Raw genomic sequence first — 21,046 nt, forward strand, 5'->3', positions numbered from 1 at the left:
AAGACTCTCTAATATATTTAAAAACACTTTGTAGAACTATTTGCCAGTAAAAAATAGATTTATAAAATGTTTTTTTTGACCTTACGAATATCGATTTATAGATAATCGTACACTTTTCGAAAAAAAGTATTCTGCATTAAAAGACAAACACCAAAAAATAGGTTTTGTATTTACTGCTATTTAAGTTTCAATAAAAATGAACTAAAGAAACTTATAATTATTACATACCTATTCTTTTTTATAAAAATAAAATTATGACAATAAAAACTTACGATGCATTTAATCGTATAACCCCTTTAGAAATAGAAAGAGTAACTAACTTTTTATACAAACACCTTGAAAAATATGGAGATGAAAAATCAGCAATTCGTAAAGCAATAGATTATGCAGCAAAAGAGAGAACAGGATTAGGTGGGTATGTTTTTACGATAGAAGATAAAGGTGAAATTGTAGGTGCGGTGGTAATCAATAAAACAGGAATGGATGAGTACATACCAGAGAATATTTTAGTATACATAGCTACACACAATGAATATAGAGGAAAAGGAATTGGAAGAAAAATAATGACACATGCTATTGAAAACTGTAAAGGAGATATTGCTTTACATGTAGAAAAAGACAATCCAGCTAAGTTTTTATACGAGAAACTAGGATTTACTACCCCGTATTTAGAAATGAGACTAAAGAGATAATATGAGACAGTTAAAAATAATAAAACAAGTTACCAATAGAGAATCGAAATCTATTGAGAAGTACTTACAAGAAATTGGTAAGATTGATTTGATTACTGCAGATGAAGAGGTTGAATTAGCTCAAAAAATCAAGGCAGGAGACCAACGAGCATTAGAGACTTTGGTAAATGCGAATTTACGTTTTGTTGTTTCGGTAGCAAAACAATACCAAAACCAAGGTTTACGACTTTCTGACTTAATTAATGAAGGAAATATAGGATTAGTGAAGGCAGCAAGACGTTTTGATGAAACACGCGGGTTTAAATTTATATCGTATGCAGTTTGGTGGATACGTCAATCTATTTTACAAGCTTTGGCAGAACAGTCTCGTGTAGTTCGTTTGCCATTGAATAAAATAGGGAGTATAAGTAAAATAAATAAGGCCGTTTCTAAGCTTGAACAAAGTAATGAACGTATGCCAACACCAGAAGAAATAGCTAAAGTTTTAGATATGACAGTTTCAGACGTAAAACAGTCAATGAAAAACTCAGGAAGGCATATTTCTATGGACGCCCCTTTAAAAGAAGGAGAAACATCAAATTTATATGACGTTATAAGAGCTTCAGAAGCACCTAAGCCAGATAAAGATTTAATGCAAGAATCTTTGCAATTAGAAATCAGTAGAAGTTTAGAAACACTATCTCCAAGAGAGTCAGATATCATAAAGTTATTTTACGGTTTGGAAAATTACCGACCTATGAGTTTAACTGAAATAGGAGAAACTTTTGACTTAACAAGAGAGCGTGTACGCCAAATTAAAGAAAAAGGACTTAGAAGACTTAAACAAAGATCGAGAACCAAAGTGTTACAAACTTATTTAGGATAGTTTCGACTTTATTTAATTGAATTAAAACAGAGATAATAATTTAAAAATATATAATATGTTAATAATACAGGTAAAAGAAGGTGAGAACATCGACAGAGCAATTAAACGCTACAGAAGAAAATATAGGAATACAAAAGTATTACAAGAAATAAGAGAAAGAAAAGAATATACAAAACCATCTGTAAGTAGAAGGGAGCAATTAAAAAAGGCTCAGTACAAAGAGCAGTTTTTATTAGAGCAGGAAAAGTAAGATATGGATATACATTTTATTGATCTATTAATATTTGTGTTATATCTGGTTTTTATGCTTGGAGTAGGAGTTTACTTCATGAATAAAAACAAATCAAAAGACGATTACTATGTAGGAGGAAGAAATATGTCAGCAGGTCATATAGGACTCTCTGTTGTTGCAACTGATGTTGGAGGAGGTTTTTCTATTGGCTTAGGAGGTCTTGGTTTTTTAATGGGACTCTCCGGTAGCTGGATGCTTTTTACAGGGTTATTAGGTGCTTGGATAAGCGCCGTTTTTTTGATCCCTAAAGTATACCCTATCGCTAAGAAACATCACTTTTTAACATTTCCAGAATCATTAGCATTTCACTACAATGCGAAAGTGGCACTAATGGCAGGAATTATCTCGCTAATAGGTTATATCGGCTTCACAAGTTCACAAATTTTAGCAGGAGCAAAATTAGCATCGGCCACATTTCCATCAATATCTATAACAAAAGCAGTTTTAATTATGGGAGTTATAGCTGTTGTGTATACAGTTATAGGAGGAATTAAGGCTGTAATTTATACAGATACCATTCAGTGGATAATCCTAATGGTAGGATTGATAGGCATTGGAATACCTATTGGTTATATAGAAGTAGGAGGATGGAGCGGAATAAAAGGAATTTTACCAGCCAGTTTTTTATCACTAACAAACGTTTCGTTTATAGATATGTTTAACTGGATAATTACCATTGTACCTATTTGGTTTGTTGGAATGACTTTGTATCAACGAATTTATGCCTGTAAAGATGAAAAAACAGCTAAAAAGGCATGGAGAGTTGCAGGGCTGTTTGAATATCCAATAATGGCATTTATGGGAGTTGCTTTAGGATTATTTTCAAGAGTAGCTTACGAACAAGGAATGTTTGCTAGTATAGGTTATGCACCAGGAGTAGAACTAGATGCAGAGTTAGGGCTTCCGTTGTTATTAAGAAGTATTTTACCAGTAGGTTTAATGGGCTTAATGATGTCAGCTTATTTTTCAGCAATTATGTCTACAGCAGATAGTTGTTTAATGGCAGCATCAGGAAACCTAACAACAGACATTTTTGGGTATTTTAAGAAAAGTATTAGTATAAAAAACTCACAACTTATAACTTTTTTAATAGGAGGTTTAGCCATTGTATTAGCAACAAAAATGCAAAATGTATTAGAGTTGATGTTGTATTCCTATGCTTTTATGGTATCAGGTTTATTAGTTCCTGTTTTAGGAACATTATTGTTAAAAAAACCTTCGCCTATAGCAGCCTTTTACGCTATGATTTCAGGAGGGTTGACCACTTTGTTATTAATTATTATAGAAGTAAAATTACCTTTTGGCTTAGATGCAAATTTCTTTGGAATTACACTATCTGCCATCGTATTTTCAATAATTCAGTTAATTAACAACCAAAAAACATGGAAAGCCTAAAGGATACTTTAGAGAAGATTAGAAAAGAATTGCATAAGTTTCCTGAAGTTTCTGAAGAAGAATATGAAACTAAGAAAAGAATACAAGCTTTTTTAAAAAAGCATACCTCTTGTGATGTATTACCTGTAGCTAAAACAGGATTGTTAGCAATTTTTAATGGAAATAAAGAGGGAAAAACAGTTATGCTTAGGGCAGACATAGATGCGTTGCCTATTCAAGAAGTAAATAGTTTTGAACATAAATCTTTAAATGAAGGAGTCTCACATAAATGTGGACACGATGGACATACAGCAATATTACTTGGAGTAGCAAAACTTCTTACAGAAAATCCACTGTCTAAAGGAAAAGTAGTATTGCTTTTTCAACCTTCTGAAGAAAATGGAAGGGGAGCACAATCAGTTTTAGAAGATTCTTCTTCTAAACAACTCAAAATAGACTATGTCTTTGCATTACATAATTTACCAGGTTTTACTAAACAAGAAATAGTTGTAAAAGAGAATGAGTTTACGAGCAATGTAAAAAGTGTTGTAATTACTTTAGAAGGAAAAACAGCACATGCAGCAGAGCCAGAAAAAGGATACAACCCAGCTAATGCTATTGCTGAAATTCTTCATTTTGTAAGACAAGAAACTAAAAATACACCAGAAGATTCTGATTTCTTTTTAGCTACTCCCGTGCACATAATTATGGGAGAAAAAGCCTATGGAGTATCAGCAGGGTATGGAGAAGTACATCTTACATTACGAAGTTGGAGTACAAGTTTAATGAAAGAGAAACAACAAAAAATAGAACAACTACTTCAAAAGCTTGAAAAAAAAGAAACTTTAAATATTAATACTTCTTGGTTTGAAGAATTTTATGCAAATAAAAATGATAAAGAAGCTGTTGAGTACATAAAAAAGGCAGCAACAAAACAAGAGTTATCAATTAATGAAATAAATACTCCGTTTAAATGGGGAGAAGACTTTGGATTGTTTACGCAACATTTTAAAGGAGCTATATTTGGACTAGGGGCTGGAAAAGATACACCAGCGTTGCATAATCCAGATTATGATTTTCCTGATGAAATAACAGTAACAGGAGCACAATTATTTTATAATATTTTAAAAGAAATTCAACAATAATGACTCATACATCGTATTTAGAATTATCTGAATCAGCTATAAAAAATAATATCAATTTTATACGTGGAATAATAGGAGAGACAACTGTTTTTTCATCGGTAGTAAAAGGTAATGCTTACGGTCATGGTATTAAAACTTACTGCATGTTAGCATATAAGTATGGCGTAAGACATTTTAGTGTTTCTGATGCAAATGAGGCTTTTGATATAAAAAAAACACTACCTTTTGAAGATGTAACCATTATGATAATGGGTATGATTGAAAACAGTCAATTGCCATGGGCAGTGGAAAATGGTATAGAGTTTTTTGTTTTTGAAGAAAATAGACTTCAGAAAGCAATAGAAGCGGCAAAAAAAGTAAAAAGAAGAGCTAAAATTCATTTAGAAATAGAAACAGGAATGAATAGAACAGGATTTATTCCAAAAGAGGCAACAAGAGTTCTTAAGTATATAGAAAAGGAAAATGAGTTTATTGATGTAAAAGGAGTTTGTTCTCATTTAGCTGGAGCAGAAAGTATATCAAATTACAAAAGGATAACTGATCAAAAGAAAAAATTTAAAAATGTAAGAAAGAGAATAAAAGAACTTGATTTATTTAATCCAACATATCATTTAGCAAGTTCAGCAGCTACAATAAGATATCCAACTACAAGGTTAGACTTGGTAAGAGTTGGTATTTTACAGTTTGGTTTTTTTCCAACAAAAGAAATATTGGTCCATTATTTAACCAAAGAGAAAATTGTAGAGAACCCGCTAAAAAGAATTATATCTTGGAAAACAGAAGTAATGGATGTTAAAACTATAAAGGCAGGTCAATTTATAGGTTACGGTACATCGTATTTTACAAATCAAGAAACTAAGATAGCAATTATACCTGTGGGGTACTCCTCAGGATACAGTCGTTCTTTAAGTAATAAAGGAAAAGTTTTAATAAGAGGACAACGACATAAAATAATAGGAACTATTAATATGAATATGATGGCGGTGGATATAACACATGCCGATACTATTGAAAAAGGAGATGAGGTTGTATTAATTGGAAGTCAAGGAGATGTTGAAATAACAGTTTCATCATTCAACGATTCAATACAAATCATTAATTATGAATTATTAACACGGCTTCCTGAGAATTTACCAAGAATAATAACAAAATAATTATGGCAGAATTAATTATATATTCTGAAAGAATAAAGGACAACATAAAAAAACTAAGTAACTTTTTTGAGAAAAACCATATAGAATGGAGTTTGGTAACAAAAGTTTTCTCAGGGGATAAAACATTTTTAAAAGCAATTTTAACTCCAGATGTAACCGAAAAAATAAACTCAATTGGAGATTCTAGATTAACCAGTTTACGTAATCTAAGAGAAGTAAACCCAGATTTACGAACGATATATATAAAACCTCCAGCCAATATTTATGCAGATGATGTGGTAGAGTATGCAGATATTTCTTTAAATAGTTCACTATCTACTATTAAGAACTTAAATAAGGCTGCAAAAAAGAAGGGCAAGATTCATAAAATTATTATTATGATTGAACTCGGAGAGTTGAGAGAAGGAGTGAAGAGAGTAGATATACTTGATTTTTATGAGCAGGTTTTTGAGTTGTCTAATATTGAAGTAATAGGTATAGGATCGAATTTAGGGTGTATGTATGGAGTAGAACCTACATATGATAAGCTATTACAATTATCGTTATATAAGGAACTTATATCGGCAAAATTTAATAAAGAGCTAAAATACGTTTCAGGAGGAACATCAATTACATTACCATTGGTAGAAAATAAAGTTGTTCCGAAAGACATTAATCATTTTAGAATTGGAGAAGCTGCCTTTTTCGGTGTAAGCCCGTTAGAAAATAAACGATTTCAAGATTTACACACGGAAACATTTGAGTTTTATGCCAACGTAATAGAGTTAGAAAAAAAGAAAATAGTGCCTGATGGTATTATTAGTGAAGCTAGTATTGGTCACACCTCAGAATATGATGAAAGTGATATACAAGAAACATCTTACAAGGCTATCTTAGATTTTGGTTTGTTAGATGTAGATAAAGATGATATTGAAGTTGAAGATAAAGACATTTCTTTTGTTGGGATAACTTCCGATATGTTAGTAATTGATGTAGGATTGAATAAAGATGAATCAGGAAAAATAAAGTATAAAGTAGGTGATAAGGTTAAGTTTAAGCTTAGTTATATGGGCGTTGCTAGACTTTTGATTTCTAAGTTTATAGATAAAGTATACGTAAAAGACATTTAAAAGTCTGTTTTTTTATTGTTTGTTTTAAAAAAACTCAAGAGCTATTATTTTAGTTTCTTGAGTTTTTAATTTAGTTAAAACGTTCAACATTAAAAGGAGTAATATCTAGGCTTGTTTTTTTATCATCGATAATTTCAGAAACTAATTTACCAGTAGCAGGTGCTAGGCTCCAGCCCATCATTGCATGTCCTGCAGCTATAGTTACATTTTTAAGATTTGAAATCTTACCAATGTAAGGTAAACCATCAGGGGAGCAAGGACGTAAGCCACTCTCAACATTATCTATTTCTTTTTGACTGATGTTTAAATTGTTGTAATAACTTTTACTAGCGTTAACGATAGCATTTACTCTCTTCTTGTTTATTTTGTTATTGATGCCAGCAATTTCCATCATACCTCCAAAACGTGTAAATCCATTCATTGGAGTTACAGCAACTTTAGCTTCCGTTAAAATGGCAGGAATTGTAATACCAGTATCGTTTTTTACATTAATCCGATAACCTTTACCAGCTTGCACAGGAATATTGATACCTAATTTTTTAGCTAGCTTCTGTGTCCAAGACCCAGTGGTTAAAATAAATTCTTCAGCAACAATAGTGTTGTTTTTTGTACTAATCGATTTTACCTTATTGTTAGAAACATGAAAATCTAGAACTTCTTCATTAGACAAAAATGTAACATTATTTTGTTCTAGATACATTTTTAATTGCTTCATATATTCACTTGGAGTCATGTGAGCATCAGAATGGTAATATACAGCTCCTTTAATATTCAATTGAATATTAGGTTCGAGTTTTTGAGTTTCTTCTTTAGTTAAATGTTCAACTTTTAATCCTTCTTTTATTCCAAGCTTTCCAACATTCCATTCTTCTTCTCCCATTTTATCTGTTTTATAATACATCATCAATCCTTTATGCTGATAATGAAAGTCAAAATCTTTTGAAGACTTTATTTCTTCGTATAATTCTCTACTGAATAAATTAATGTCTTTAATAACAGGAATAGAAGCAGCAACTTTAGTATGTGTTGCAGATTTTTTAAAAAACCAAGCCCATTGTAAGAAATCATAATCTAAACGAGGTTTAATAGATAATGGACTAGTAGAACTAAGCATCCATTTTAGCCCTTTGGAAATCATTCCTGGAGCTGCCAAAGAAACTATATGACTAGGAGTAATAATACCTGCATTAGCAAATGAAGCTCCTGATGAAAAATCCGATTTTTCAATTACAGTTACTTTGTGTCCTTCTTTTTGAAGATAATATGCGGAATTTAAACCTATAATTCCACCACCGATAATTATAATTTCTTTACTCATAAAAGATCTCTCGACTACGCTCGAGATGACATTTCGTTGCTTATAAAATATTAAATGACTTGAAAACCATGAGCATAAGGATCGTCTTCGTCATCAATAATAATAGTATTGTACCCATATACTTTTGCCCATCCTTGAATATTCGGAACAATTGCTAACCTACCATCTAAAGTAGTTTCTTTTTCTACCCTACCAATAAATTTGCTTCCAATAAAACTTTCATGAATAAACTCTTCATCAAGTTGTAGCTTTCCTTTAGCATATAACTGAGCTAAACGTGCTGAGGTTCCTGTACCACACGGACTTCTGTCAATTGCCTTATCACCATAAAAAACCGCATTTCTTCCTGATGAGGTTGGATCAATTGGATTTCCTGTCCATAACATATGTGTTACATCTCTAATTGTATCATTTTCAGGATGGATAAACATATTAGAATACTTTTTATTAATACGATCTCTAACAGTTTGAGAGTAGTGAATAATTTTAGAAGCAGTAAAATCATGAACTCCTGAAAAGTTTTTTTGAGGGTCTACAATTGCGTAATAATTTCCGCCATAAGCAACGTCAAAAGTTATTTCTCCTAATTCAGGACAATTTATGGAGAGTCCTTCAGCAGCTAAATAGCTTTTTACATTCGTTAAACGAACCCAATCTACCTTTTTACCAGTTTGTTGGTATTCAATTTCAACCAAACCAGCGGGAGCTTCCATTTTAATTTTTCCAGGAATTTTAGGAGTAATTAATCCTTCCTCAATAGCAATAGTTATTGTACCAATAGTTCCATGTCCACACATAGGTAAACATCCAGAAGTTTCAATAAATAAAATAGCAAAATCATTTTCTGGGTTATGAGGAGGAAACAAAATTGAACCACTCATCATATCATGACCACGAGGTTCAAACATTAAACCTTTTCGAATCCAATCGTATTCTTTTAGGAAGTGTTGACGTTTTTCGCTCATGTTGTTTCCTATTAAATTAGGACCTCCACCAGCAACCACTCTAACAGGGTTTCCACAAGTATGTGCGTCAACGCAAAAAAAAGTTTTTTTCATCTTAAAATTGAATCGCCAGCTTGTATTCTGTAGTAGAAAAAACCCTTCAAATTTTTCTATTTGGAAAGACGAAGCTGGCTTTATTTCAATTTCTTTAGATGCTCCAAAAGTAAGGCTTTGGAGTCAGATATTTTCTAAAGAAATTATTAAATTTTGTTATATTATTTCTCCTTTTGTTAGTGTACCGTTAACAGAACGTAAAATATGTAAAGGGTTTTCATTTTTTAGTTCTTGAGGTAATATATGGTTAGGCCAATCTTGATAACTAAAAGGACGTACCCAACGTTTAATAGAATTAACTCCTACAGCTGTAAACCTACTATCTGTAGATGCTGGATAAGGGCCTCCATGTACCATTGATGGACAAACTTCTACTCCTGTAGGGACACCGTTAAAAATAATTCTTCCAACCCTGTTTTGTAAGGCAGCAATTACAGTAGGGTAGTTTACTACTTCATTATCATCTGAAATTACAGTTCCAGTAAGTTGTCCTTCTAAATTTGAAATAATTTCTTCTAATTGTTCTTCATTCTCACATTGCACAACTATAGAGTATGGTCCAAATACCTCCTGATGTAAGGTTGGATTATTTAAAAATGTTTTTCCTTCAACAGTTGTAACTACTTGCGAAGCATAGTTAGGTTGAGTTTTTTTTTCATATTTAGCTACTATAGTTAAGCCTTCTTGAGTAAGAGCTTTGGTTTTGTTATTCTCATATGCTCCAATAATATTTGGATGCAGCATACAACTAGAGTTAATCTCTACAATTTTATAAGCTAATGAGTTAATAAAACTATCCAAACCATCACTTTTTATTCCTAAGATTAAGCCAGGATTTGTACAAAATTGACCTGTCCCGAGAGTAATAGAATTCGCATAAGTACTTGCTAAACTTTCTGCTCTATTTTGTAATGCTTTTGGAAGCATAATTACTGGGTTAATACTACCCATTTCTGCAAATACAGGAATTGGTTCTTCACGTTTTGCTGCTAAGTCTAACAAAGCTCTACCACCTCTAATACTTCCAGTAAAACCAACAGCTTTTATAATTGGATGAGAAACTAATTGCTGCCCCACTTCAATGCCACTTGAATTTAAGTTAGAAAAAACACCATTAGGCATTTCAGTTTTTTCTGCGGCCTTAATAATAGCTGAAGCTATAAGTTCACCAGTACCAGCATGCATTGGATGTGATTTTACTATTACAGGACAACCAGCAGCCAAAGCAGCTGCAGTATCTCCACCTGCTGTAGAATAAGCAAGAGGGAAATTACTAGCCCCAAAAACTACTACAGGACCCAAAGGAATGTTCATTTTACGTAAATCTGATTTAGGGTTTGGTTCTCTATTAGGTATAGCAGTATCAATAGTAGCTTCTACCCATGAACCATCTTTAACTAAATCAGCAAATGAACGTAATTGAAATACAGTTCGTCCTCGCTCTCCTTTTGCACGCCCTTCTGGTAATCCAGATTCTGAACAATAAGTTTGTATCAACTCATCATCTAAGGCTAAAATTTCATCAGCAATAGCATTTAAAAACTCAGCTTTTCTTTTACCTGAAATAGTTCTATACTCTTTAAATGCTTTTGAGGCTAAATTGACAGCTTCGTTAATTTCTTCTTGAGTTGCTTCTGAAAAGACATGTTTATTTTCCTGATTCAATTCGGGATTGAATGTTTTATACATTGTACTTCCTAAAGCTGATAATTGATTTCCTATGTAGTTTTTTCCTGTAATCATATTTTAATAGACAAAGTGTTGATTAGTAAGTAGCTAAAGCTTTATAGTTAGGTAAAGTTGGTCTGTTTTTTAATCCAGTTTCTATTACATTTAAAACATGTTTACGTTCCTCACCTATTAAAGGCAATCGTGGAGCTCGTACATTTTCAGTTCCAATTCCTGTAGCTACTTCTGCTAACTTAATATTTTGTACTAATTTAGGATTTATATCTAATTCTAACAATGGTAAAAACCAACGGTAAATCTCTAATGCTTCTTGTATGCGACCTGCTTTTTGTAATTCATAGATGGCTACAGTTTCTTTTGGAAAAGCACAAACTAAACCAGCAATCCAACCATCAGCGCCCATTAATAAGCTTTCCAATGCTAAGGTATCAACACCTGTCATTATTTTTAATCGATTACCAAATCGGTTTTTAATTCTTGTAACGTTTGAGATATCTCTGGTTGATTCTTTGACAGCTTCTATATTATCGCATTTCAAAAGTTCATCGAACATATCTAATGTAACTTCAATCTTATAATCTACAGGATTGTTGTACACCATAATTGGTAACGATGTATTGTTAGCTACTGCTTTAAAATATTCAACAGTTTCTCTATCTCCCGCTTTATAGCGCATAGGTGGAAGCATCATTAAACCTTTAGCGCCATCTTCTTCAGCTTTTTGAGCAGCTTCAATAGCTCCTTTGGTAGTTTGTTCAGCAATATTCATCAAAACAGGAACTTGATTGTTAACTAGGTTAACGGTTGTTCTAGTTAGTGTTCTTTTTTCGTCATCAGATAATGTACTGGCTTCCCCTAAAGTACCTCCTAAAACAATTCCATGGACACCTGCTTCTAATTGTGCTTTAATGTTTACTTCAAACATTTTTAAGTCCAAAGTATCCTCGTTTGTAAACTTTGTGGTAACCGCTGGCATTACACCTTTCCAATTTATACTCATTGTAATATTGTTTTTTTTCACTGCAAAGTTATGTGTAAGATAAAGAGAGTTTTAACTTCAAATTATCATATATTGATATTATATTATCCTATAAGATGCATTTGTAGTGTTATATTAATAGTATTTGCATATTTTTGAATTAGAATAGCGATTTATCAATGAAAGTTTTACCCTTTAAAATACCAAAAACTCAAAACATTGGACTAATTTATCAAGAAGATAAAGAGAAACATTTTTATGATAAGTTCCATCAACATGAAGAAATTCAGTTATGTGTTATTGTTAAAGGTGAAGGAACGTTAATTGTTGGTGATACAATTAACAAATATTCATCAGGTGATGTTTTAGTTATAGGAAGTAACTTACCACATGTTTTCAAAAGTGATGCTTCAGTTATTAAAGAGTCTTTTATGATTTCATTATTCTTTACTAAGAGTTCTTTTGGAAAAGACTTTTTTTTATTGGATGACTTTAAAGAGTTAATTCCTTTTTTTGACAAATCAATATCTGGATTTAGGCTTCTTGAAAATAAAGAAAAAGTAACGAAGCTTTTTTTAGGATTGCATAAATCAAACAATCTTACCCGTTTTATAGGGTTACTTGAAATTTTAAAAACACTGGTTGAATCAGAAACCGCTGAATTGGCTAGTTTTATTTACCCAAAGAGGTATACGGATAATGAAGGTAAGAGAATGCAAAATGTAATGGACTACACAATAAATAACTTTGATAAAAATATAGATTTATACAAGATTGCTGAAAAGGCTAACATGACACCCAATGCTTTTTGTAGATATTTTAAACAACGAACAAATAAAACGTATTTCACTTTTTTGAATGAATTACGTATAGAGAATGCATGTAAGTTTTTAAATTCAGAAAACTCATTATCAATAAGTGAAATTGCCTATCAATGTGGATTTAATAATTTATCTAATTTTAACAGAAAGTTTAAAGAAATTAAAGAAGTTAGCCCATCAAAATATAGAAAAGTTTCGGGTTTTAAGTAGTTAGCTTGTTGTATTATAGTAAGAAAACAAAATATTATCAATTTTAAACAACTGTTGATTATATTTGGGGGCTATTTATCTACTTAATTTTAATGGGGAAAAGAATTACTTATTTATTGTTTTTAGTATTGTCAATCATTACTGAATCATCTGCACAAGAAACATTACCAATTTATGCTGATTATTTATCAGATAATGTGTATTTATTGCATCCCGCTGCTGCAGGTATTGGTGATTGTGGGAAAATACGATTAACAGCACGACAACAATGGTTAGGGGTAGATGATGCTCCTGCTTTGCAAACAGCGAGTTTTCACACAAAATTAGGTGAGTACTCAAATACTGGATTAGGAGTAATTCTCTTTAACGATAAAAATGGGTATCATTCACAAAAAGGAATTCAAGGTACTTATGCATATCACATTGATATGGGGAATGAAAACCTTTTTAATCAATTATCTTTTGGGTTATCTTTTTCTGTAGTTCAAAATGAGAGAGACCAAAGAACCTTTGTAAATGATCCAGCTGTAAGTCAGGTTATAGAAAGTGATTTTTATTTTAATGCTGACTTTGGTATGGCATATCATAAAAAGGGACTATCATCTTACTTTACAGTAAAAAATCTTTTTCTATCAGCAAAAAATAACTTAAATCCTGATTTTGAATCGTATAATCTTAGAAATTATATTCTAGGAGGAGGCTATTTCTTTGGAGATAAAGAAAAGCTACAATTCGAACCATCATTAATGTTTCAATATAAAGAACAAACAGAAGAAAAGATAGCAGATATAAACTTTAAAGTATATAAAACTTTAAGTGCAGCTCAATTATGGGCCGCATTATCTTATAGAAGAAGTTTCGGAGGTAATGTTTTTGGAGACTCTCAATATATAACTCCTATAGTAGGAGTTAATTACAAAAATTGGATGTTTGCTTATACATATACACAACAAACAGGTGATATTGTTTTTTCAAATGGCGGATTTCACCAATTATCTTTGGGAATAAACTTATTCTGTATCAAGAGAAGAGCTGCGGCTTGTCCTAATATTAATGGAAGTTTTACATATTAAAAGTCAAGAAAGTTAATTTTACTTTCTTTATACTCTGTAAGCATTGTTTCTAAAACAGTTTTATCTTTATTAATATAAAAAGTGTTGTTAGGAAGCTCGTTATTCAGGTTTAGTAAGCCATTTTGTGATAAAACATTTTTTACCTGTTTAGCAACAGCTTCACCTGAGTCTATAATTTTAACTTTATTTCCAGTAATTTTTTGTATTTGGGGTAGTAAATATGGGTAATGCGTACAACCTAAAACAATATAATCACACTTTTTTTCTAACATAGGTGTTATGTACTTTTTTAATAAAAAGGTCATCTCATCAGAGTATATTTTACCATTTTCTATTAGTTCAACTAACCCTTCACCAACTTGTTCTATAATGTTTATTTCATCATTTAGACTAGAAGTAGTTTTTTCAAATAAGGCACTATTTAAAGTACCTTTTGTGGCAAGTATGCCAACAGTACCTGTTTGTGTATTTAATGAAGCAGGTTTAATAGCAGGCTCTATACCTATAAAAGGAATCTTGTAATTACCCCTTAAGTATTCAATAGCATTGGTAGTAGCTGTATTGCAAGCAACAACAATAATTTTTGCTCCATTGTCTATTAAAAATTCAGTATTTTTAATAGATAAATTAACTATTTCTTGTGTTGATTTTTGACCATACGGGGCATTTTTACTATCTGATAAGTAAATAGTGTTTTCTTGAGGTAAAAGTTGGTGGATTTCTTTCCATATGGATGTCCCACCAATACCAGAATCAAAAATACCAATAGGTTGTTGTGCAATAGTTTTCATACTTATAACAAAAATAAAAATCCTGCTGTTTAAACAGCAGGATTTTTATATAAATATATGTATTCTTTTTTAGAATCCTAATTTAGCTTTTACAGCATCGTAAATATCCTCCCCTTTATCGTAAACGATTAAACCTTTACCTGGAGCAGCATCTAAAACATAGATAATTCCTTTTTCAGCAGCAACAGCTTTAATAGCATCTTCAGCTTTCTTTAAAATAGGAATAGTCTTCTCTTGGTATTTCTTTTGCATTTCTTTACCAGCAGCTTGTTCAGCTTGACTAATTCTTAATCTTTCTTGTTGAACTTCAACAGCTCTTTTTTGGTTCACTTCTTGTGTTTGACTTTTACCTTCAGCTTCATATTTTTTCATTTTAGCCTCTAGTTTCTTATACATTGTTTCAATGTCGTCACGGTATGTTTTGTTTAGCTTTTCTAACTCTGCTTTCATAGCTTTTGTAGCAGGCATCTCAGCTAATAATTTATCAGTGTTAATATGTGCAGTTTTTTGTGCATTCGCCACACCACCTAATCCAATCGTAAAAATTGCAACTAATAATAACGTTTTTAAATGTTTCATCTTTGTTTAATTTAATTAATGTTATTTTATTCTTGATTTATTTGTTCTCTTTTGTTTCTTCTTCTTTCTTCTTTCTAGCTTCTTCTTGAACTTTTAATAGGGCTTTTCTTTTCTCTTGTAAAAGCTTTCTTTTATCAGCTCTCTCTTTTAAACGTTGCTTTCTTTTTTCTTCTATTTGTTTAATCTTAGCAAGTCTATCAGCTTCTTTTTTCTTTTTTAATTCTTCTCTTTTTGCTATTTTTTCTTTTTGTTCATCACTTAAATTGTCATTCTTAAGTAAAGACTTTTTTGCCTCAATTTTATCCTTCTTAGCTTGCCTTCTTTGATCTATATTGATCATTTGTACAACAAGGTCGCTAATATCGTGTTTTTTGTTGGAATATAGCATAACTAAATCTCCAGATTTATCAAAAACAAAGTCGTACTTTTTTCTAGAAGCAATTGTTTGTACAGCGTTATATACTTGGTCTTGTACAGGCTTAACTAATTGTTTTCTTAAATTATACATATCACCATTTGGTCCAAAATATAAAGATTCTAATCTTCTCAAAGATTCTTGTTTGATAGAAATATCTTCTTCTCGCTCTTCAATTAAATCTTTGGTTAAAATGGCTTTTTCGTTAGTTAAATCAGTTTTTAAAACTTCAATAGCACGAGCTTCTTTGTCTAATCGAGCTTTCCATTTTTCAACTTTAGCATCTAAGGAGTTTTGGGCTTCTAAATATGCGGGGATACTTTGAAGAATATACTCCATATCAATATAAGCGATACGTTGATTTTTTTGGGCAACGGTTATACTTGTAACAAGTAAAAGAACGATTGATAAAATATTTTTTTTCATCTTGTATAATGTGTTTAGAAAAAACCGTGCCAAAACCTAGACGCATTATAAATGCATGATTTTAGAACTGTCTTCCAATTATAAAATGCGTTTGCCAACCTGATTTTTCATTTAATCCAGGTAACGGATCGAAACCATGTGCAAAATCGATACCTAATAATCCAAATGCAGGCATAAATATACGAACACCTACTCCAGCTGAACGTTTTAGTTTAAACGGATTAAACTCGCTAAAATTGTCATAAGAATTACCCGCTTCTAAAAATCCTACTGTATAAATTGAAGCAGAAGGTTTATCTGTAATAGAGTAACGTAATTCTAACTGAAATTTATTATAAATAGCTCCTCCATCTAGAGAAGATATACGATTGTTCTCATAACCTCTTAAACCTATTGTTTCACGTCCATCCAATTGTCCTTGAGCAATACCATCACCACCAACAAAATATCTTTCAACCGGGGTTAAACCTAGTTCATCATTATAAGAACCTAAATAACCTATCTCAAAATTAGACATTAATACTAACTTATTAGCTAAAGAAGTATACCATTTACCTTTTGCAGAAATCTTATAGTATTCTAACCACTTATATTTATCAGCTAAATAAGCTTGACGCTCATCAGGTGTTGGATTTGTTGGTTCAGTATAGTCTTTTCCGTTTACTAATGAGTAAGGGAAAGTAGCTTTAGCTTTTATTGTAAATTCAGAACCGTAAGTAGGGAAAATTAAACTAGGTCCAGCAGAGTTACGACTCAATGCAAAAGTGTACGCTAAGTTGTTTAAATCTCCTTGGCTAAGTATATTATTTGAAGAACCTACTCTATATCCGTAATCTTGCAACTCAATTCTTTGGTAACTAATGTTTTGAGAAAGTGTAAAATAATCATCAGGCCACTTTAAACGCTTTCCTAAACCTACAGATGCACCAATAATACTTAGACTTTCATCTTTGTTTACATCATAAGTTGTGTAATCAAAACGATATTGGTTTGATAAGTATACAGAAAAAGATAATGATTGTGGTGTTTTACCTCCTAACCATGGTTCTGTAAAAGAGAAACTATAGGTATTGTATGTTCTACTAGCTTGTAAACGTAAAGATAGCTTTTGTCCGTCTCCCATAGGAAGAGGTTTGTAAGCTTCTTTGTTGAAAATGTTTCTAACAGAGAAGTTGTTAAAAGACAACCCTAAGGTACCAATAAAGGAACCACCACCATAACCACCTTGTAATTCAATTTGACTACCTCCTTTTTCAACTACAGAAAAATCTATATCTGCTGTTTTATTTTGGTAATCTGGCTTAACATCTGGAGTTACATTTGTATCAAAGAAACCTAATTGTCCTATTTCACGAATAGATCTAATAATGTTTTGGCGACTAAATAAGTCACCAGGCTTAACACGTAGTTCTCTGTAGATTACATGGTCGTTTGTTTTATCATTTCCTGTCACTGTAACTTTCTTTATAGTTGCAGGCTCATCTTCTCTAATACGGACTTCAACTGTAATAGAGTCATTTTCTACTTTAGTTTCTACAGCATTTACTTGAGAAAATAAGAAACCGTTATTATGATATAATGTTTGAATGTCTTGAGAAGTAGGTGTACCGTCTCCAGAAATACGTTCTTTTAAAACTTTTCCGTTATAAATATCTCCTTTATCAATTCGTAAAATGTTACTTAATTGTTCGTCTGTATATTCTTTATTACCAATAAAAATTATTTCGTCAAAACGGTATTGACGGCCTTCTTCAACCTCAATTTCAAGGTTTATGGTGTTGTCATCATTCCAAACTACTTTATCAGATAAAATTCTAGCATCACGATATCCATTTTCGCTGTACTTTTCAAGAATACTTTTTAAATCTTCTTTGTAATCATCTAAAATATATTTAGAAGCTTTCCAAAAACGACCAAAAATTTTACGTTTGGTGTTTTTCATAGCACCTCGTAAAGAAGCGTCTGACATAGCTTCATTACCAGTAAAATTAATTTCTTTAATTTTTATACGGTCACCTCTGTCAATAAAAATAGCCATGCTAACAGTATTAACATCAGAAGTGTCTCTTTTTGTGTCTAGTGAAACTTTTGTTTTTAAGAAACCTTTATCAGTATATTTCTTTTTAATAAAGTTACGAGTGGTTACAATAAGGTTGTCTGTAACCATAGCTCCTTTTTTTAATTCAGTTTCTTTTTTAATCTCTTTAATTTGCGATTTTTTTACTCCTGAAATAGTAACAGTAGTTAACTGAGGTAATTCAGTTACGTCAAATTGAAGGTACACAGTTTCACCATCACGTTTAGATAAGTATACATCTACCTCACTAAACTGTTTACTTTCATATAACTTTTTAATAGCACTCGTAAGTTTGTCACCAGGTAACTTAATTGGTTGACCTTCTACTAAACTAGTATATATTCTTACTGTTTGTTCACTAAATTTTTGTAAGCCAGTTACGGTTATACCTCCTAAAATATACTCTTTTCCTTTTTCATAGGAAATAACATTTGAAGTTATACTGTCTTTAGGAGTTGTGTCTTGCGCTTGAGTACTCACCGCAAAAAGGGTGATAAAAAATACTAGTAAATACGAATATTTATTCATTGGTTTCAATCTGTTCACTGGTTTTTCCAAATCTTCTTTCTCTGTTTTGATAATCAATTATTGCATCATAAAGATGTTCTTTTCTGTAGTCAGGCCATAATACATCTGTAAAATACAGCTCAGCATAAGCCATTTGCCAAAGTAAATAATTGCTTATTCTTTGTTCCCCACTTGTACGTATCATTAAATCAACGTCGGGCAAATTAAACGTATATAAATGATTATTTATAATTTTCTCGTTAATTTTTTCAATTTCTATTTCGTTATTAACAACTTTTTTTGAAATGTTTTTGATTGCATTAACAATTTCTTCTCTTGAACCATAGCTTAAAGCAAAGGTTAAAGTAATTTTTGTATTGTTTTTAGTTGCATCAATAACTTTGTTTAATACTTTTTGAGCATTGCTAGGTAAATTAGCTAAGTTACCAATAGCGTTAACTCTAACATTTTTACGTTGAAATTCGGGGAGTTCTTTTTTAAGGGTAGTTACCAGTAGGCTCATTAAAGCATCTACTTCTAACTTTGGACGGTTCCAGTTTTCGGTAGAAAAAGCATATAGAGTTAAAAACTCTATACCCAGTTCAGAAGCTGTGTCAGCAGTTTCTCTAATGGCAGTTAAAGCATTTCTATGTCCAAAAACACGTTGCATCCCTTTACCTTTCGCCCATCTACCATTACCATCCATAATTATAGCAATGTGGTTTGGTACTTTTTGTAAGTTAATGCGCTGTAGTTTTTCTTCCATAATTATTCTGCTATTCCACCAAAACAAGGCGGTCTTCCAAAGGTATATACAATAGAAACTCCTGAGAATACATACCAGTCGTTTCCATTACCTCCAAAGTCTAATGAGTTTATTCTATCTGTTGTAAAATCTATATCGTCTACAAATGTAAATCGTACACCTGTTTCAAATGCGATAGCAAAATTATCTGCTAACCTTCCTTTAAGTCCTATACCTACAGGTACAGTGTAAGAAAATTTATTTTTTAAAAGAATTGTATTACTAGAAGAAGTTGGTTCTGGGCTTTTATAATTAAAAGCAGCAACTTCTGCTAAGATGTAAGGAGTGAATGTAGTTCTGTAATCGTTGATATTATAATCAAAGAAATTAAATTCTACTCCAGCAGCAAATTCGTGAATAGTATTTGAGAAGCTAATACCTCTATTTTGACGAAAAGCATTATCGGCATCATTATCGTTACCAGAAACAGGAATATAAGTATATGTTCCTCTTAAGGCAATTCTAGGGTTTAAATTGTATTTGTATACAAGTCCGCCTGAAAACTCATTAGGTTGTATATAGTTGGTGCTACCAATGTCACCAACATAGTTAGAACCACCGGCAAAAAAACCAATTTCGTGTGTTTGTGATTGTAATGGTGTTACTACACAAGCCAATAATATTAATAAAATAAGTCCTCTCATTGTAAAATAGCGTGCAAATATAGGGAATTGAATTTGCTTTAAAAAGTTAATAATCCGTCTTTTTGATTAACTTTTTTTTTACGTTTTTATTGTAATTACTATCGTTATAACGATTCATTTCGTACATCTTCTCCCCATAAAAGTTTCCCACGCAAGGTATTCAAATAAGATTGATTTTTTGGTAAAACACTTTTTATGGTAAATGGAGCTTTTTGTATTTTTATTTTAGTATCCAATGGAACTGTCGTAATTCGAGAATCTAAGGAGATTAAAAAATCTTTTTCTCTAGCACTAACTTCCAGAAGAATATCAGTATCATCAGGAATTACCATTGGGCGCGCATTTAAATTATGCGGTGCAATAGGAGTAATAACAAAACTTTTTGAATTTGGTAAAATAACAGGTCCATCACAGCTAAGTGAATAACCAGTAGAACCCGTTGGAGTTGCTATAATTAATCCATCAGCCCAATAATTTGTTAAATACTCTGTGTTTAATGAGGTTTTAATACCAATCATAGAAGTCGTATTTCTTCTAGCAATAGTAACTTCATTAAGTGCAAAGTTAAGTTCGGTAAAATCTTCTGTAGCAGGAGATGTTTCTATTTGTAATAAAGAACGTTCTTGAAGTGTGTACTCTTTTTTTAGCATTAAGTTAATTGCTTCTTCAATCTGGTCTTTTTGAATCGTAGCCAAAAAACCTAAACGTCCAGTGTTAATACCCATAATAGGAATATCTAAATCTCTAATGTAGGTAACAGCTCTTAAAATAGTACCATCTCCGCCAATGGTAAACATCACGTCAAAAGTATTTGATAAGTCATTAAAGTGTGCGTAGGTGGGGTACTTTTTGTTGAGCGAATTATTTTCAACAAATAAATTATAGAACTGTTGTTCAAAAAAAACAACAATGTTATGTTTTTCTAAAATGGTTAAAAGAATTTTTACTTCTTTCTCTGCAAGTGTGGTATAAGCTTGACCGTAAATAGCGACTTTTTTCACTTCTGGAGTTTTGTTTGGTTAT

General features: G+C 31.6%; 21 protein-coding genes. 9 read left to right on the forward strand and 12 right to left on the reverse strand.

The window, feature by feature from the left end; genetic code table 11:
- Positions 1 to 254: 254 nt before the first annotated feature.
- The 7 genes from ACTPNM_RS04275 (at position 255) to ACTPNM_RS04305 (ending at position 6,631) form a co-directional block, all read left to right on the forward strand.
- A complete protein-coding gene (locus ACTPNM_RS04275; protein WP_164723427.1) occupies positions 255 to 692 on the forward strand; it encodes a GNAT family N-acetyltransferase in 438 nt (145 codons plus the stop codon).
- 1 nt (position 693) lies between these two features.
- The gene (locus ACTPNM_RS04280) at positions 694 to 1,557 is read left to right on the forward strand and encodes a sigma-70 family RNA polymerase sigma factor (protein ID WP_274639076.1); all 864 of its coding nucleotides are present in this window, start codon (positions 694 to 696) and stop codon (positions 1,555 to 1,557) included.
- A gap of 55 nt (positions 1,558 to 1,612) precedes the next feature.
- Positions 1,613 to 1,807 carry a 30S ribosomal protein S21 gene (rpsU, locus tag ACTPNM_RS04285; protein ID WP_099215800.1) on the forward strand — a complete coding sequence of 65 codons (195 nt, stop codon included), beginning with the start codon at positions 1,613 to 1,615 and terminating at the stop codon, positions 1,805 to 1,807.
- A 78-nt stretch (positions 1,808 to 1,885) separates the two neighbouring features.
- The gene (locus ACTPNM_RS04290) at positions 1,886 to 3,244 is read left to right on the forward strand and encodes a sodium:solute symporter family protein (RefSeq protein WP_440120757.1); all 1,359 of its coding nucleotides are present in this window, start codon (positions 1,886 to 1,888) and stop codon (positions 3,242 to 3,244) included.
- Positions 3,232 to 4,368: an amidohydrolase gene (locus ACTPNM_RS04295; RefSeq protein ID WP_440120758.1), complete on the forward strand. Its 1,137-nt coding sequence runs from the start codon at positions 3,232 to 3,234 to the stop codon at positions 4,366 to 4,368. Before ACTPNM_RS04290 ends, ACTPNM_RS04295 begins: the two co-directional genes overlap by 13 nt.
- The gene (gene alr, locus ACTPNM_RS04300) at positions 4,368 to 5,522 is read left to right on the forward strand and encodes an alanine racemase (protein WP_440120759.1); all 1,155 of its coding nucleotides are present in this window, start codon (positions 4,368 to 4,370) and stop codon (positions 5,520 to 5,522) included. The genes ACTPNM_RS04295 and alr overlap by 1 nt, the downstream gene beginning before the upstream one ends.
- A gap of 2 nt (positions 5,523 to 5,524) precedes the next feature.
- Positions 5,525 to 6,631 (forward strand): alanine racemase, encoded by a 1,107-nt coding sequence (locus ACTPNM_RS04305; RefSeq protein WP_274639080.1) that lies wholly within the window; start codon positions 5,525 to 5,527, stop codon positions 6,629 to 6,631.
- Positions 6,632 to 6,701: 70 nt separating this feature from the next.
- Here the strand turns inward: ACTPNM_RS04305 and ACTPNM_RS04310 are convergent, their stop codons facing one another.
- From ACTPNM_RS04310 to ACTPNM_RS04325, 4 genes are all read right to left on the reverse strand, one after another.
- Positions 6,702 to 7,949 (reverse strand): NAD(P)/FAD-dependent oxidoreductase, encoded by a 1,248-nt coding sequence (locus tag ACTPNM_RS04310; RefSeq protein ID WP_440120760.1) that lies wholly within the window; start codon positions 7,947 to 7,949, stop codon positions 6,702 to 6,704.
- Between the two features lie 50 nt (positions 7,950 to 7,999).
- Positions 8,000 to 9,007: a 4-hydroxyproline epimerase gene (locus ACTPNM_RS04315; protein ID WP_440120761.1), complete on the reverse strand. Its 1,008-nt coding sequence runs from the start codon at positions 9,005 to 9,007 to the stop codon at positions 8,000 to 8,002.
- Between the two features lie 156 nt (positions 9,008 to 9,163).
- A complete protein-coding gene (locus ACTPNM_RS04320; RefSeq protein ID WP_440120762.1) occupies positions 9,164 to 10,750 on the reverse strand; it encodes an aldehyde dehydrogenase (NADP(+)) in 1,587 nt (528 codons plus the stop codon).
- 22 nt (positions 10,751 to 10,772) lie between these two features.
- A complete protein-coding gene (locus ACTPNM_RS04325; protein WP_440120763.1) occupies positions 10,773 to 11,696 on the reverse strand; it encodes a dihydrodipicolinate synthase family protein in 924 nt (307 codons plus the stop codon).
- Positions 11,697 to 11,854: 158 nt separating this feature from the next.
- Between ACTPNM_RS04325 and ACTPNM_RS04330 the strand changes: the two genes are divergently transcribed.
- A complete protein-coding gene (locus ACTPNM_RS04330) occupies positions 11,855 to 12,706 on the forward strand; it encodes an AraC family transcriptional regulator (RefSeq protein ID WP_440120764.1) in 852 nt (283 codons plus the stop codon).
- Positions 12,707 to 12,798: 92 nt separating this feature from the next.
- Positions 12,799 to 13,779, forward strand: coding sequence for a PorP/SprF family type IX secretion system membrane protein (locus ACTPNM_RS04335; protein WP_440120765.1), 981 nt, complete (start codon positions 12,799 to 12,801; stop codon positions 13,777 to 13,779).
- On the opposite strand, the gene murI is transcribed toward ACTPNM_RS04335, so the two are convergent.
- The 8 genes from murI to ACTPNM_RS04375 form a co-directional block, all read right to left on the reverse strand.
- Entirely contained in the window at positions 13,776 to 14,570 is a 795-nt protein-coding gene (gene murI / locus ACTPNM_RS04340; protein WP_440120766.1) for a glutamate racemase, read from the reverse strand. The two genes, ACTPNM_RS04335 and murI, sit on opposite strands and share 4 nt — an antisense overlap.
- Before the next feature lie 69 nt (positions 14,571 to 14,639).
- Positions 14,640 to 15,149, reverse strand: a complete 510-nt coding sequence (locus ACTPNM_RS04345) for an OmpH family outer membrane protein (RefSeq protein ID WP_274639088.1) — start codon at positions 15,147 to 15,149, stop codon at positions 14,640 to 14,642.
- Between the two features lie 37 nt (positions 15,150 to 15,186).
- A complete protein-coding gene (locus tag ACTPNM_RS04350) occupies positions 15,187 to 15,945 on the reverse strand; it encodes an OmpH family outer membrane protein (protein WP_440122820.1) in 759 nt (252 codons plus the stop codon).
- Positions 15,905 to 16,036, reverse strand: a complete 132-nt coding sequence (locus ACTPNM_RS04355; RefSeq protein ID WP_420802976.1) for a DUF3173 family protein — start codon at positions 16,034 to 16,036, stop codon at positions 15,905 to 15,907. The genes ACTPNM_RS04350 and ACTPNM_RS04355 overlap by 41 nt, the downstream gene beginning before the upstream one ends.
- 15 nt (positions 16,037 to 16,051) lie before the next feature.
- A complete protein-coding gene (bamA, locus tag ACTPNM_RS04360) occupies positions 16,052 to 18,595 on the reverse strand; it encodes an outer membrane protein assembly factor BamA (RefSeq protein ID WP_440120767.1) in 2,544 nt (847 codons plus the stop codon).
- Positions 18,588 to 19,340 (reverse strand): isoprenyl transferase, encoded by a 753-nt coding sequence (locus ACTPNM_RS04365; RefSeq protein WP_274639091.1) that lies wholly within the window; start codon positions 19,338 to 19,340, stop codon positions 18,588 to 18,590. Before ACTPNM_RS04365 ends, bamA begins: the two co-directional genes overlap by 8 nt.
- Positions 19,341 to 19,342: 2 nt before the next feature.
- Positions 19,343 to 20,023: a DUF6089 family protein gene (locus tag ACTPNM_RS04370; protein ID WP_274639092.1), complete on the reverse strand. Its 681-nt coding sequence runs from the start codon at positions 20,021 to 20,023 to the stop codon at positions 19,343 to 19,345.
- Between the two features lie 104 nt (positions 20,024 to 20,127).
- Positions 20,128 to 21,024 carry an NAD kinase gene (locus tag ACTPNM_RS04375; protein ID WP_440120768.1) on the reverse strand — a complete coding sequence of 299 codons (897 nt, stop codon included), beginning with the start codon at positions 21,022 to 21,024 and terminating at the stop codon, positions 20,128 to 20,130.
- Between the last annotated feature and the right edge of the window lie 22 nt (positions 21,025 to 21,046).

Source organism: Tenacibaculum sp. Ill (genome assembly GCF_051938915.1).
GTDB classification, from domain to species: domain Bacteria; phylum Bacteroidota; class Bacteroidia; order Flavobacteriales; family Flavobacteriaceae; genus Polaribacter; species Polaribacter larymnensis.

Coding starts and splice junctions, on each gene's coding strand:
- ACTPNM_RS04355 (WP_420802976.1), bottom strand. CDS start 16,036: ATGCGTCTAGGTTTTGGCACGGTTTTTTCTAAACACATTATACAAGAT.
- ACTPNM_RS04305 (WP_274639080.1), top strand. CDS start 5,525: ATGGCAGAATTAATTATATATTCTGAAAGAATAAAGGACAACATAAAA.
- ACTPNM_RS04325 (WP_440120763.1), bottom strand. CDS start 11,696: ATGAGTATAAATTGGAAAGGTGTAATGCCAGCGGTTACCACAAAGTTT.
- ACTPNM_RS04330 (WP_440120764.1), top strand. CDS start 11,855: ATGAAAGTTTTACCCTTTAAAATACCAAAAACTCAAAACATTGGACTA.
- ACTPNM_RS04345 (WP_274639088.1), bottom strand. CDS start 15,149: ATGAAACATTTAAAAACGTTATTATTAGTTGCAATTTTTACGATTGGA.
- ACTPNM_RS04335 (WP_440120765.1), top strand. CDS start 12,799: ATGGGGAAAAGAATTACTTATTTATTGTTTTTAGTATTGTCAATCATT.
- ACTPNM_RS04275 (WP_164723427.1), top strand. CDS start 255: ATGACAATAAAAACTTACGATGCATTTAATCGTATAACCCCTTTAGAA.
- ACTPNM_RS04315 (WP_440120761.1), bottom strand. CDS start 9,007: ATGAAAAAAACTTTTTTTTGCGTTGACGCACATACTTGTGGAAACCCT.
- alr (WP_440120759.1), top strand. CDS start 4,368: ATGACTCATACATCGTATTTAGAATTATCTGAATCAGCTATAAAAAAT.
- ACTPNM_RS04365 (WP_274639091.1), bottom strand. CDS start 19,340: ATGGAAGAAAAACTACAGCGCATTAACTTACAAAAAGTACCAAACCAC.
- rpsU (WP_099215800.1), top strand. CDS start 1,613: ATGTTAATAATACAGGTAAAAGAAGGTGAGAACATCGACAGAGCAATT.
- ACTPNM_RS04295 (WP_440120758.1), top strand. CDS start 3,232: ATGGAAAGCCTAAAGGATACTTTAGAGAAGATTAGAAAAGAATTGCAT.
- bamA (WP_440120767.1), bottom strand. CDS start 18,595: ATGAATAAATATTCGTATTTACTAGTATTTTTTATCACCCTTTTTGCG.
- ACTPNM_RS04280 (WP_274639076.1), top strand. CDS start 694: ATGAGACAGTTAAAAATAATAAAACAAGTTACCAATAGAGAATCGAAA.
- ACTPNM_RS04290 (WP_440120757.1), top strand. CDS start 1,886: ATGAATAAAAACAAATCAAAAGACGATTACTATGTAGGAGGAAGAAAT.
- ACTPNM_RS04320 (WP_440120762.1), bottom strand. CDS start 10,750: ATGATTACAGGAAAAAACTACATAGGAAATCAATTATCAGCTTTAGGA.
- ACTPNM_RS04370 (WP_274639092.1), bottom strand. CDS start 20,023: ATGAGAGGACTTATTTTATTAATATTATTGGCTTGTGTAGTAACACCA.
- ACTPNM_RS04310 (WP_440120760.1), bottom strand. CDS start 7,949: ATGAGTAAAGAAATTATAATTATCGGTGGTGGAATTATAGGTTTAAAT.
- murI (WP_440120766.1), bottom strand. CDS start 14,570: ATGAAAACTATTGCACAACAACCTATTGGTATTTTTGATTCTGGTATT.